The sequence below is a fragment of the Lactobacillus sp. YT155 genome (genome assembly GCF_030504545.1).
Classification (GTDB): Bacteria; Bacillota; Bacilli; order Lactobacillales; family Lactobacillaceae; genus BQUT01.
In genome coordinates, this window is sequence record NZ_JAUKWP010000006.1 from 82801 (window position 1) to 95367 (window position 12567).

Here is a 12567-nt window from a genome sequence, read left to right on the forward strand (position 1 = left end):
AGGAATTCTTATGGATTATGGACAAATCGCAGCATTAATCGCTGCTATTGCATTTGCAGTTCTAGTGATTTATCTAATTGTAGTATTAGTACAAGCTGCAAAGATTTTAAAGAGTTTAGAAAAAACAATGGACGAAGCAAACGAAACTTTGAAAACTGTTTCTGAAGATGCTGATAAAATTTTAAATGAAACTAATGATTTAATGTCAAAAACAAATGTCTTGGTTGACGATGTAACTTGGAAAATGGAAAAACTAAACCCATTATTCCAAACAGTGGAGAACTTAGGTAACAAAGCTGATCGTGCAACTTCAGATGACAAATCATCAAGTTCATTTATGAGTTTTGGAACAGCATATAAAGCTGCTAAAATGGCAAAGACTTTTAAGTCATTCATGCCAGGTAGAAAGTAGGATATTTAAATGGCAAAAAAAGGAAGTTTCTTCTTAGGGTTTGTAGTAGGATCAATTGCTTCATACGCCGTAACTAAATACGTTATGCCAATGTCTTCAAAAGAAGATTTGATTGAGAAATTCAATGATATCAAAGAAAGCATGACTGATTCAGACGGTGCTTTTGATAAAGACAAGTTAATAAATGATTTCAATGAAAAAACTGCTGATCTAAGAGAAAACATTGATCGTCAAATTAATAAGAAATTGTCATCTGATGATAATTTTGAAACAATTGTGATTGATGAAGAAAATCTTGATCAAGAAAGTTTAAAAGAAGACAAATAAAAAAGCCTACTGATGTAGGCTTTTTTTTAATCGACATATGTTAGTTCTTTAGGAGTATGAGTGAATGGTTCACTACCATTTTCGGTAACATAAACACAATCTTCGATACGAACTCCAGCAACGCCGGGGATGTAAATACCTGGTTCAATTGAGAAGCACATACCAGGTTGAATGACTAGATCGTTACCTTCCATAATTGATGGGAATTCGTGATCTGACATTCCAATACCATGACCTAAACGATGAATGAAGTATTCACCATATCCAGCTTTAGTAATTACGTCACGAGCAATTTTATCAAGTTCTGCCGCTGTGATACCAGGTTTGATAGCAGCTTGAGCAGTTAGTTGAGCTTCAAGACATACTTGATAAATATCGAGAGCTTTTTGTGATGGTTTGCCAAAAGCAACGGTACGACTAGCATCACTCATGTAGCCTTCATGATTAGTTCCTAAGTCAAAAAGGACTAATTCATTCTTAGTTAAGGCAATTTTTTCTGGACCACCATGAGGGTTAGCAGCGTTGGCTCCACCTTGAACGATGGTGTCAAAACTGGTGTGCATAACACCTTTTTTCATTAGTTCATATTCAATTTCAGCAACGACTTCTTGTTCAGTCTTGCCTTCTTGAATAGCTTTGAAACCAACTGAGAAAGCAAAGTCGGCCTCATCACCAGCTTTTTTCATTAATTCAATTTCATCACTTGATTTGATTAATTTAGCTTTTTCCATATACTCGGAAGCGTCAGCACCAAACTTAGCATCTGGGAAATGTTTGAGAACTGATTCCATTCTAGAAACTGGTAAACTGAATTTTTCAATTGCCCAGTTGATCGGTGCTTGATTGGTTTTTTCCAAAATATGTTCAGCAATCAACTTGAAGGGATCTTCGTGATCTAAGTATCCAAAGACATCATAAGTCCAACCAGCCTTTTTAGCAGATTCAACTTCTAGTTGTGGAGTGAATAAAAAGGGGTCTTGGTCTGGAAAAACAAATAGTCCCAGAACTCTTTCAATTGGATCACTTTCATATCCGGTAAAGTAATTTACGTGAGTAGGTTCATTGATATAAGCAATATCCATGCCAGTATCATTTAACCATTGTTGAAGTTTTTCTATTTTATTCATATACAAATCTCCTTTCATAATAGTATAGCACCAACTTAAGGAAATATAATTCATAAACTATATTTGTGAAAGAATTGTTGATTGATAGCGTTTTCTGAAAACGAAACGTGAAAAAGTTATGAAAACATAGCATTTTGCTTGAAAAAGCGATTTTTCTCTGGTACATTAAACTGAAAGCGTTTTTTAAAAGAAAATAATTGAGGGAAAATATGGAAAAACAAGTAATCACTATCTATGATGTTGCAAACGAAGCCAAAGTTTCTATGGCTACTGTTTCTCGTGTAGTTAATGGAAACCCAAATGTTAAAGAAGCAACTAGAAAAAAAGTTATGGAAGTTATTGATCGTTTGAACTACCGTCCAAACGCAGTAGCTCGTGGTTTAGCAAGTAAGAAGAGTACTACTATTGGTCTAATCATTCCTGATATGACTAACTTGTATTTTGCTTCACTTGCTAAGGGTATTAATGATGTGGCAACAATGTACAAATATCACATTATTAGTTCATCTTTAGATTCAAGTGATGATGAAGAGCAAGTAATCGATAATTTGTTATCTAAACAAGTTGATGGCCTTATTTATATGGGTCATGTGATTGATAAGAAGCTTAAACGTCTATTAATTAACTCAAAAACACCAACAGTATTTGCCGGATTAGTAGATGATGGTAATGAAATTGCTAGTGTTAATATTGACTACTTTGATTCAGTGAAGGAAGTTACTAACAGTTTGATTAGTAATGGACATAAGAAGATTGCCTTTGTTGGTGGTAACTTGGCTACACCAATTGATGGAACTCAGAAGTTGGGTGGTTACAAAAAAGCTCTTGAAGATAACAACATCAAGTATTCATCAGAAATGGTTTTTGAAGCTGAATATACTTTGACTGCCGGTGCTGCAATTTGGGATGCTGTCTCAAGTACTGGTGCAACTGCCGCAATCATTAATGACGATATCTTAGCTATTGGAATGATGAATGCCGCTGAAGATGCTGGCGTAAATATTCCAGAAGATTTCGAATTAATCACAAGTAATGATACAATCTTGTGCCAAATTACTCGTCCAAAGATGAGCTCAATTTCACAACCATTGTATGATATCGGTGCAGTTTCAATGAGACTATTAACTAAATTGATGAACCAAGAAGTAATTGATGAAAATCAAGTAACACTTCCATACAGTATCGTTCGTCGTCAAACAACAAAATAAAAAAAGCATTGCTTTAGGCAATGCTTTTTTTATGAATTTATTTAATTAAACGATAGATAGCATCGGCGTAAATTTCGATTAAGAGAACTAAGTCATCAATAATCATATATTCATTGGCTTGATGCATCACGTTTTCACGTCCTGGTAGTAATCCACCAAAGGCAACTCCACGGTCAAGCATTCTACCGTAAGTTCCACCACCGATTGACATTGGTTCAGAATTGTCATCGTAGTGATCACGATAAGCTGCTAATAGGTTAGCCACTAATTCATCGTCAGCACTTACGAAATGAGGTGGTTGAGCATGACCATCAACAATGGCACTGGCATGTTCTGGTAGTACTTCAGAAATGTTATTAACTAATTCTTCATCGGTTTTACCTTTAGGGTATCTCACATTAACAAGAATATTTGCTGAATCTTGCTTTTCGTTATATTCATAAATATCAGGACTAGCTGTAAGTGGTCCCATAGTTGCATCGCTATAGGCAATGTTTAAGTTTTTACCATCGAAGTCTAAGTGAAGAGTATTACTAATAAATGAGAAATAGTTCTTTTCTTTATCATTTAAGTTCAAACTTGTTAGGTAAGTTGCCAAGTAAGTAGCTGAGTTAACACCTTCTTTAGGATCCATCGCATGTGATCCTTTACCTGTTAGGGTAAGTGTTAGTTCGCCATTACCTTCAACAATATCACCGCTTAGTTTGTCATCAGCAACAAAGTCAGTGAAGCTGCTACGAACGGCTTCCACATCAATTTTGTCAGCGTTTAGAACAACGGTAGCTGTTTGTGGCACCATATTAACACGCACACCACTAGTAAATGATTTAACAATTGCTTGGTCGTCATTTGCTTGGTCAAAAGTAATCTTGAATGACACGATTCCTTTTTCACCATTGATTAGTGGAAATTCAGCATCAGGGGAGAAACCATATTCAGGTTTCTTTTCTACTTGCATGTAGCGAGTGATACCATACCATTCACTTTCTTCGTCGGTTCCGAAAATGAAACGAACTTTTTTAGAAACTGGAAGACCAAGATCTTTGATTAATTTAAGACCATAGTAAGCAGCAAGTGATGGTCCTTTGTCGTCAGAAGTTCCACGTCCATAAATTTTGCCATCTTTGATTGTGGCTGTGAAAGGATCTGTAACCCAACCATCGCCAGCAGGAACCACGTCCACGTGTCCTAAGACACCGAGGATATCATCGCCTTGACCATATTCGATGTGTCCAGCAACATTTTCAACATTCTTAGTTACAAAACCATCACGTTCACCATAACCAAGAACTTGCTTCAAGGCTTTTGAAACACCAGGTCCTAGTGGGTAATCATCAGTTTTGTGTTCAACATCACGGACACTTTCGATGTTAACTAAATCAGTTAAGTCTTTGATCAAGTCATCACGATATTTTTCGGAATCCTTTTTCCAATCGATACTCATAAAAGTAACCTCCCAAAATAAGTTAATAAAATCATATCATAGTGCACAAAAAAAAGCCGTCTTGAAGGCGACTTTTTCTGCTATTTTAATCAAGCGGTTTTTCTTTTGAAAACATGTTTTCTGAACCATGGAATTACCCAGTAGTCCAAACCGATTTTACCAGCGTTGAAACCAGCAACAATCAAGAAGATTTCAAAGAAAATATATTCAGGGTTAACTGAAACTGTACCTGCTAATAGGTAAGTGAAGTTCATCATCATGGCGAAGAATAATGCTGCTGTTGTTAGACAACCGAAGATTAATCCCAAACCAATTAAGAATTCACCCCATGAAACCATAAATCCAAAAGCTTTTGAATTAGGCATCATGACATTTTTTACTAAGTCGTTAAACCATGGATATGCGGCAGTCTTTTCAGGTGTCATTACTGGATTAGTAATTGTTCCCATGAAGAAACCTTTAGGGTCAAAAGCTGGACTTGAAGTAATCTTTTCCCAACCAGCTAATGTCCATTGCACACCAAGCCAAACACGAATAATTGCTAAAATAACAGATGCGATTTTGTTTTCTCTTAAAAATTTAACCATATCAACTTTCCTCCCTTCATGTGAATTATAGCACGATGACAATGATAGTAGTGCAATTGTCGCTTGTCAATTGGAAGAAAATTAAATTTCAAAATCTTGAATTGGTTTCAATTGAATTGTACTGAAATTAAAATCCTTAATGATACTTTTATCAGTTGCCAATGGTAAAGGTTGCTGACTCAAATCAATTTCAGTAAGTTTTTTACTGCTATCAAGATTTAGATAACTTTGTTGAGAAACTTGCTCAGTGAATTTAATTAAAACATTGTCCGATAAAACCCAACCAACTTGAGTTTTAATCCAGAGTTTAGAGCCATCTTTTTTGAATCCTTCAATTGCGTATTCTTTATTGGTTAACAATGAAGTACCAGTTGTATCGCGAATATTTGGTGAGGCGTAAATACTGTGTTTGAGATGATTATCTCTGACACGAATTGTAGAATTCATATAAGGAAGTAGTTCGGCCACATATTTACTATCAATGAAATTATCTGCCGAAACAAACTTGTTATCGGCAATTTGGAGATATGGTTTGTTGTCGACAATTATTTGTTTTTTCACTTCATAACTATTGAGATATTCAGTCTGGCCAGTAACTTTATTCTTGATATAGGGATTCTCGAAAGTTTGGCTAGGTTTTTCATTCATATAAGTCATTTGAGTATTTAGAGTCTGACTTGAGGCCTGTTTTTCAAGGTCACGATATTTGACACCAGTTTCTGGATAATTAGTTACGACACCATCAATTGGCATATTAACCAACCAATTCCATTGGGCTGGGTCTTCATTCATCTTATCCCAGACATAAACTTTTTGGCTCATTTTATGTAACTGACTAACTAGCTTAGAAGTTACCAAGTCCGAAGAAATATTGACACCAGTACTGTATTTGAAAACTTCAAAATTAATTCTCTTTAATGATCCAGAAATAAAGATTCGTTGGTTATTTGGGAAATACTTGGCTAGTGCTTTGATGCTTTTACTTGAAAAGCTATGAAACATAACTCGATCTTGCATATGATATTTTTGAACTACTTGAGAGATAGTTGATTCGAGTGTATCTGAACTGTCGCCTTTCAAACGTTTAGTCTCAATTAAGAATTTTGCTTGTGGATTGTTTTGATATTTAGCTAGCACTTCATCTAAACTATGAATATGCTCGCCGTTAGCAACCGTTAGTTGAGAGATAGTATTAAAGTCGTTTTGAGATACGAGCAAGTTCTTACCAGTTAGTCGCATTAAATTATCATCATGCGAGACAACCAAGCGATTATCTTTTGACAAGTGGACATCTAATTCTACGTAATCAGTACGTTCGTTAAATGCTGTGTCAAAACTTTGAAAAGTTTCTTCGGTAGCTTTAATAGGATCACCACGATGACCGACCACAATAAAAGCACTATTAAAAATGAAAATGAAAATCAGAAAAATACTTAATGATGATTTTTTGAACATATTATTCCTTTCATTCAAGAAGAAACTGGTAAGATATAACTAAAGAGGAGAAAATATTTTGACTGAAGAAAAACAAGTACTAGATTTAATTGAAGAAATTACCTTAAATGATGGCACAAAATACATTGAATTAGCAAATATTTTTCTAAATGGTCGTGCAGAACTAGCCGCCGAAAAAGGACTAATTCAACAAGTCAGAATTTTAAAACTAAATATACCACATTCTACGGCAGTTTCATTATATGAAAAGTATATTAATGATAATTACGAAATGCCAAAATTGGATATGACCGAATGGACCGTGTTTGATCATAGTGATCCCAAAATTCAAAAAATGATTACTGATACTTTAAAAGCAAATTATATTGAAGAGTGAAGATGACAAAACTAAAAATAATTCATACTAATGACTTACATTCGCATTTTGAAAACTTTCCTAAAATTGAACGCTTGATTGCTGAAAAAAGAATGACTGCCGAACAAAACAATGAGGAATTCTTATTATTTGATATCGGCGATTTTATGGACCGTGTCCATCCTTTGACCGAAGCAACCAATGGCCAAGCTAATATTGAGTGGCTAAATAAGCGAAACTATGACTTAGTGACAATTGGCAACAATGAAGGATTAGGCAACAGTCATCAACAATTGGAAGAGTTATTTAAAGATGCCAATTTTCCAGTTATTATTGGTAATTTGAAAACCAAAGCCACCGAAGAAATTCCAGATTTTGCAATTTCATCACAGATTTATGAATTTGCGGACAACAAAGTCGGCGTTTTAGCTTTGACAGCACCTTTTGTGTTGACATATCCATTAGTTGATTGGGATATTCAACTAGTTCAAGATGTTTTGCCTGAACAGATTGCTGAGTTAAAAGCTCAAGGATGCGGCACGATTATTTTAATGTCACATCTTGGAATCTCAATGGACAAAAGAATTGCTAAAAAATATCCAGAAGTTAACTTGATTATTGGCTCACACACACATCATTTATTTGAGCATGGTGAGGTTGATGGGACAACACAATTAGCCGCAGCAGGTAAGTACGGCATGTATGTCGGTGAAATTGATTTAACTTTAGAGAACAATCAAATTCAAGATATTAAAGTCGATACTATCAAGACCGCTGAATTGCCAGAAGAACCAAATGATGAGCAAATCATAAATGATTATTTAGAGTTGGGACATGAATTATTACAGCAACAAAAAATTGCTGAAGTTCCTTTTGACTTAAATAATGATGTAACTTCTGAACATGCCAACATTCATTATGCATTGAAGGCAATCGAACAAGTTGCGGGGACTGATATCGCGGTTTTAAATAATGGATTATTTCTCAAAGAATTGCCGGCGGGCACAGTTACGGCAGATGATATTCATGACTTATTACCGCACACGATGCATGTCATGAAAGTATCTCTAAAAGGACAAGATATTTGGCGATTGTTTTTAGAGATGGAATTTAATCGATTATTTCTTAGACGGCATCAGCAAAAAGGAATGGGTTTTCGAGGTAAATATTTTGGCGAATTAGTGTATGATAATGTCAAAGTAAATATTGAGAAACGTTCAGTGCTGATTCATGATCAGCCAATTGAACCTGAAAAAGAATATTCTCTAGCCACATTAGATCACTATTTGTTTGTGCCATATTTTCCAACTATTAAAATCATGGGACAAAATAAGTTATACTATCCAACAGTGATTAGGGATGTTTACAGTCAATATTTAAAAACAAAGTTTGGAATGAATAATGGATAAGAAGAAAACGACCGAAGAAGAAAAACCAGTCGAAGAACGAGCAAAAGTTGAAATAGTTCAGTTAGATGATGAGAATATCCGGATTCAAGATCATCCTTATAAGTTACTCGAGAACTATCGCGAGGGCTTTGATAAAGAGAAACTAGCTGAGCGTTATAGTGATGTTCTCAAGAAGTACGACTACATTGTCGGCGATTGGGGATACGATCAACTACGTTTGAAAGGTTTTTACAACCGCAATTACTCGCAAGCAAAGATGGACCAACAGATTGAAAACGTTGAAGATTATCTATTGGAATATTGTAATTTTGGTTGTGCTTATTTTGTGTTGGAAAACTTGAAGAAGATGCCAAAGGCAAAATTAAAAGCTAAGGCCAAAAAGCAGCCACAACAAAAAAAGAAAAAGCCAGCAACTAATAAGAAATCAACTAATAACGTTAAGAAAAAACCAACCGCAAATAAGAAAAACCAGAACACTACAACAAAAAAGAAAAGCACCAATAATAACTCTAACAAGAAGAACAACTTTAAGATTCGCAAGATAAATAATGAGAAGTAGGTAAGATTTTTGGCAACTAAGAAGTATAAAAACTATTTGATTGATTTAGATGGCACAATGTATCAAGGAACGAAGCAAATTCCCGAGGCCAAGAAGTTTATTGACCGTGCGGTAAATGATCCTGAAGTAAATTATTATTTTTTGACTAATAATACAACTAAGACAGTTCAACAAGTGGCTAGTAATTTGAATAACAATCATCAAATCAAAGCCGATGAGAATCAAATTATTACACCATCGTTGGCGACGGCATTCTATTTACAAGAAGAAAATGACGATTTGTCTCAAAAATCAGTCTATGTAATTGGTGAAGCTGGTTTGAAGGATGCAATTTACTCAACCGGCATTAAGTACAATGAATTTGATCCTGACTACGTTATTGTAGGATTAGATACTGATGTGACTTATCATAAATTCGAGTTGGCGACCTTAGCCATCAAACGTGGAGCAAAATTCATTGGAACTAACCGTGATACTAATCTTCCTAATGAACGTGGATTAGTTCCCGGTGCAGGTTCGGTTGTTTCGCTAGTTGAGACAGCAACGCAACAAGTTGCCACTTATATTGGAAAGCCTGATCGACCAATTATTGACTTTGCGCTAGAGAAATTTGGTTTAGAAAAATCCGAAACTGTTATGGTGGGTGATAACTATCAAACCGATATTTTAAGTGGAATTCAGAATGGCTTGGCGACATTGCTAGTCTATTCAGGAGTATCAACTAAAGAGCAAGTAGCCCAAAAAGAAAAACAACCAACTTTTGAGGTTGATAGTTTAGATGAGTGGGTCTTCTAATGATTGATTGGTTAAGAGTTCGCGACAACATTGTTAATATATTCTTCGTGTTAACGGCGGCAATTTTTTCAGTAATCGCTCTTAGCGGAATTGTCTATTACATTAATGCTAATTGGTTTTACGACTTTCCAATAAATAACGCTAACTTGATGAAAGAATATGCTCATTTAATGGAGTATTTATTGAATCCATTTTCGGGTGAATTAAAGTTCTTATACTTTCCAGCCTCAAGAAGTGGGCTGTTACATTTTGTCGACGTGAAGAATTTATTTTTGTTAAATAACATTGTTTTCTTGATTACTTTGGGACTTAAGAAAGTCTTCAAGATTAAGCTGCGTTTTTATGCAAAAGATGCCGCAGTAATCGGAATACTACCGGTAATCATTGGAATTATTGCAGCAATGGACTTTGATCAGTTCTTTGTAATGTTTCATGAAGTTCTATTTAGAAATAGTGATTGGATGTTTGATCCAGTTGCGGATCCGATTATCAATGTGTTGCCAGAAGAATTCTTTGAACAATTAATCTTCATGTTCTTTATTATTTTTGAAATCATGGTTTATATTGGATACAAAAAAAGAGCTAAGGAATTATCCTAGCTCTTTTTTTTCTTGGCTTTATTTCTGAAGAAAGTAATGATGATTGGAACCACTGAAACCAAGACAATTCCAATCGCAATTAATGAGAAGTGTTCTTGAACAATGGGGTTAGTTCCAAATACGTAACCAACGAATGTGAATAACCCAACCCATAAACCAGCACCTGCAACGTTATAGATTAAGAAGCGACGATAGTGCATCGATCCACTCCCGGCAACAAAAGGAACGAAAGTTCTAATGAATGGAATGAAACGACCGATAACAATTGTAATTCCACCGTGTTTCTCAAAGAACTTATGGGCTGAATCTAGATGTTCTTGATTAATGAATCGCTTCAAAAACGACTGTTTCGTTGCGTAGTGACTGAAATGTTCACCAAGTTCGTAGTTGACCGAATCACCAATGACAGCTGCGGAAATGAAGACCGCCAACAGAATCCAGACATTTAGCTGAGCGTGAGCATTAGCAGAAAGTGCTGCAGCTGCAAAGATTAATGAATCACCGGGCAAGAATGGGAAAATCACTAACCCAGTTTCAACGAAAACAATTAGGAACAAAATAACGTAAGTCCAAACACCAAAGTTACCAATCATTGATACCAGATGTTTATCTATATGTAGAATAAAATCTATCAGTTGCAAGTTAGTTACCTCTTTATTTTAATGTTAGTTAACATTATACGTTAAGATACTCATATTTTAGTCTAGCCTTAAAATTAAATTAAGAATTACTGGTTATCAAATAGGTTAGTACTATGTTCGTAATAACTTTTTTCTGGATAGATTTTCAACTGTGCTTGAGCGACAGCCGTAGGACCTTCGGCAAAACCACTAACTATCAACTTGAGTTTGCCATCATATTCAGCGACATCACCAACAGCATATATGTTAGGTAAGTTGGTTTCCATCTTTTGATTAACCTTGATATAAGGACCTGAAAGATCTAGTCCCCAATCACGCAACATCTTTGTATCAGAAGTATAACCATAATTGACTAATAAGTTATCAACGATGATATCTCGCTTATTGTCTTTGTCACGAGCCTTGCCTAAAGTGACTTTTATCTTATTGTCATCAGCTTTTTGAACACCTTCGATTAGATATGGGGTTACCTTAGTAACGTTGGTTGTTTCTAACTTAGTTACACTAGCGCCTAATGCTCGGAAGGTATCGCGACGATGAACAATTTTGGTAGATTTAGAAATATTATCAATTGCAATTGACCAATCGACAGCTGAGTCACCGCCACCAGCAACTAATACATCTTTATCACGATATTTATTGATATCTTTAACGAAATAATCAACATTTTGTTCATCTAGTTGTGGGTCGTAATCAAATGCCAAACGTCTGGGATTGAAAGCTCCATTGCCGACAGCAACAATAACGGCCTTAGCAGTGATGTCTTGTTTGTTAGTCTGTAATACTTTTACACCACCATCATCATCGGTAATGGTTTTAACGGTGGTGTCAGTATAAATATCGCAATCAAACATTTCCAATTGCTCAATCATTTTTGTGGTTAAATCTTCACCAGTTATGCCGAGAAAACCTGGCACATCATAAATTTTCTTTTGAGCATAGAGTGTATTAGGTTGACCACCAAGCGTGGGCAAACTCTCAATAATACAAGTCTTTAACTCGCGTAGTTTAGCATAATAACCAGTGAATAATCCCACAGGACCACCACCGATAATGGCAATATCATAAATTTCAGGCATAGTATTTATCCTTAATGTATACTTTTTAGTTAATTTTTTAACGATTATGGTGCATAATATATATGCGACTATTATTAATATGATAAAGCAAGACAACAATAAAAAAAAGGAGGACGAGTTTGGAATATAAGATTGGTGATGTAGTAACCGGCACAATTGCTGGAGTTCAACCATATGGTGCATTTGTTAAATTAGATGATGACACTCAAGGGTTAATACATATTTCAGAATGTACCGATGGTTATGTATCCTCGGTCAAAGAACTTTTGAATACAGATGAGAAAGTCACGGTCAAAGTTTTGGACATTGATGAATACACTGGAAAGATTTCACTTTCACTACGTGTGCTGAATGATGCTCCAGTAGCTGAAGACAAGGCGAGTCATCGAAAACATTTTTGGACTGACCGCAATCAAAAAATTGGATTTAAGTCGATTGCTGAGAAAAAATCCGGCTGGATAAAAGAAGCCCTTAAATAGAAGAAAAAAACGCAAAAGAAAAATTGCGAAAAAAATTTTAAAAAGAACTCATAAAAGACTTGACCGAGTAGAAGTGAGTTGGTAAACTAGT

Annotated in this window: 15 protein-coding genes; 9 read left to right on the forward strand and 6 right to left on the reverse strand. The window is 35.2% G+C overall.

Translation table 11 applies throughout. The features are described 5' to 3' along the window. Positions 1–10 precede the first annotated feature (10 nt). Complete coding sequence (locus tag Q2T76_RS07575) at positions 11–412, forward strand: DUF948 domain-containing protein (protein WP_302084932.1); 402 nt, start codon at positions 11–13, stop codon at positions 410–412. A gap of 9 nt (positions 413–421) precedes the next feature. Then, complete coding sequence (locus Q2T76_RS07580) at positions 422–739, forward strand: hypothetical protein (RefSeq protein ID WP_302084933.1); 318 nt, start codon at positions 422–424, stop codon at positions 737–739. Between the two features lie 26 nt (positions 740–765). Here the strand turns inward: Q2T76_RS07580 and Q2T76_RS07585 are convergent, their stop codons facing one another. Next, positions 766–1866: a Xaa-Pro peptidase family protein gene (locus Q2T76_RS07585; protein ID WP_302084934.1), complete on the reverse strand. Its 1101-nt coding sequence runs from the start codon at positions 1864–1866 to the stop codon at positions 766–768. A 209-nt stretch (positions 1867–2075) separates the two neighbouring features. Here Q2T76_RS07585 and ccpA point away from each other — a divergent pair, with 209 nt between their 5' ends. Further along, positions 2076–3074 (forward strand): catabolite control protein A, encoded by a 999-nt coding sequence (ccpA, locus tag Q2T76_RS07590; RefSeq protein ID WP_302084935.1) that lies wholly within the window; start codon positions 2076–2078, stop codon positions 3072–3074. A 37-nt stretch (positions 3075–3111) separates the two neighbouring features. Here the strand turns inward: ccpA and pepV are convergent, their stop codons facing one another. The 3 genes from pepV to Q2T76_RS07605 form a co-directional block, all read right to left on the reverse strand. Then, positions 3112–4518, reverse strand: a complete 1407-nt coding sequence (gene pepV / locus Q2T76_RS07595; RefSeq protein WP_302084936.1) for a dipeptidase PepV — start codon at positions 4516–4518, stop codon at positions 3112–3114. Positions 4519–4607: 89 nt separating this feature from the next. Next, positions 4608–5105, reverse strand: a complete 498-nt coding sequence (locus tag Q2T76_RS07600) for a DoxX family membrane protein (protein ID WP_302084937.1) — start codon at positions 5103–5105, stop codon at positions 4608–4610. 81 nt (positions 5106–5186) lie between these two features. After that, entirely contained in the window at positions 5187–6560 is a 1374-nt protein-coding gene (locus tag Q2T76_RS07605; RefSeq protein ID WP_302084938.1) for a glycerophosphodiester phosphodiesterase family protein, read from the reverse strand. Positions 6561–6618: 58 nt separating this feature from the next. On the opposite strand from Q2T76_RS07605, the gene Q2T76_RS07610 reads away from it, so the two are divergent. From Q2T76_RS07610 to Q2T76_RS07630, 5 genes are read left to right on the forward strand one after another with little or no spacing between them, the layout of a single operon-like run. After that, positions 6619–6936: a hypothetical protein gene (locus Q2T76_RS07610; protein WP_302084939.1), complete on the forward strand. Its 318-nt coding sequence runs from the start codon at positions 6619–6621 to the stop codon at positions 6934–6936. A gap of 2 nt (positions 6937–6938) precedes the next feature. Continuing rightward, positions 6939–8324, forward strand: a complete 1386-nt coding sequence (locus Q2T76_RS07615; protein WP_302084940.1) for a bifunctional UDP-sugar hydrolase/5'-nucleotidase — start codon at positions 6939–6941, stop codon at positions 8322–8324. Continuing rightward, on the forward strand, positions 8317–8883 hold the full coding sequence (locus Q2T76_RS07620) for a YutD family protein (protein WP_302084941.1): 567 nt from the start codon (positions 8317–8319) through the stop codon (positions 8881–8883). The genes Q2T76_RS07615 and Q2T76_RS07620 overlap by 8 nt, the downstream gene beginning before the upstream one ends. A gap of 9 nt (positions 8884–8892) precedes the next feature. Beyond that, positions 8893–9678, forward strand: coding sequence for a TIGR01457 family HAD-type hydrolase (locus Q2T76_RS07625; RefSeq protein ID WP_302084942.1), 786 nt, complete (start codon positions 8893–8895; stop codon positions 9676–9678). Further along, positions 9678–10277, forward strand: a complete 600-nt coding sequence (locus tag Q2T76_RS07630; RefSeq protein WP_302084943.1) for a TIGR01906 family membrane protein — start codon at positions 9678–9680, stop codon at positions 10275–10277. Before Q2T76_RS07625 ends, Q2T76_RS07630 begins: the two co-directional genes overlap by 1 nt. Here the strand turns inward: Q2T76_RS07630 and Q2T76_RS07635 are convergent. Then, the gene (locus Q2T76_RS07635; RefSeq protein ID WP_302084944.1) at positions 10274–10918 is read right to left on the reverse strand and encodes a DedA family protein; all 645 of its coding nucleotides are present in this window, start codon (positions 10916–10918) and stop codon (positions 10274–10276) included. The two genes, Q2T76_RS07630 and Q2T76_RS07635, sit on opposite strands and share 4 nt — an antisense overlap. A gap of 86 nt (positions 10919–11004) precedes the next feature. After that, positions 11005–11997, reverse strand: a complete 993-nt coding sequence (locus Q2T76_RS07640; RefSeq protein ID WP_367881616.1) for an NAD(P)/FAD-dependent oxidoreductase — start codon at positions 11995–11997, stop codon at positions 11005–11007. Between the two features lie 119 nt (positions 11998–12116). Between Q2T76_RS07640 and Q2T76_RS07645 the strand changes: the two genes are divergently transcribed. Then, a complete protein-coding gene (locus tag Q2T76_RS07645; RefSeq protein ID WP_302084946.1) occupies positions 12117–12476 on the forward strand; it encodes a CvfD/Ygs/GSP13 family RNA-binding post-transcriptional regulator in 360 nt (119 codons plus the stop codon). The last annotated feature ends 91 nt before the right edge of the window (positions 12477–12567 follow it).

Coding starts and splice junctions, on each gene's coding strand:
- Q2T76_RS07575 (WP_302084932.1), top strand. CDS start 11: ATGGATTATGGACAAATCGCAGCATTAATCGCTGCTATTGCATTTGCA.
- Q2T76_RS07580 (WP_302084933.1), top strand. CDS start 422: ATGGCAAAAAAAGGAAGTTTCTTCTTAGGGTTTGTAGTAGGATCAATT.
- Q2T76_RS07585 (WP_302084934.1), bottom strand. CDS start 1,866: ATGAATAAAATAGAAAAACTTCAACAATGGTTAAATGATACTGGCATG.
- ccpA (WP_302084935.1), top strand. CDS start 2,076: ATGGAAAAACAAGTAATCACTATCTATGATGTTGCAAACGAAGCCAAA.
- pepV (WP_302084936.1), bottom strand. CDS start 4,518: ATGAGTATCGATTGGAAAAAGGATTCCGAAAAATATCGTGATGACTTG.
- Q2T76_RS07600 (WP_302084937.1), bottom strand. CDS start 5,105: ATGGTTAAATTTTTAAGAGAAAACAAAATCGCATCTGTTATTTTAGCA.
- Q2T76_RS07605 (WP_302084938.1), bottom strand. CDS start 6,560: ATGTTCAAAAAATCATCATTAAGTATTTTTCTGATTTTCATTTTCATT.
- Q2T76_RS07615 (WP_302084940.1), top strand. CDS start 6,939: ATGACAAAACTAAAAATAATTCATACTAATGACTTACATTCGCATTTT.
- Q2T76_RS07620 (WP_302084941.1), top strand. CDS start 8,317: ATGGATAAGAAGAAAACGACCGAAGAAGAAAAACCAGTCGAAGAACGA.
- Q2T76_RS07630 (WP_302084943.1), top strand. CDS start 9,678: ATGATTGATTGGTTAAGAGTTCGCGACAACATTGTTAATATATTCTTC.
- Q2T76_RS07640 (WP_367881616.1), bottom strand. CDS start 11,997: ATGCCTGAAATTTATGATATTGCCATTATCGGTGGTGGTCCTGTGGGA.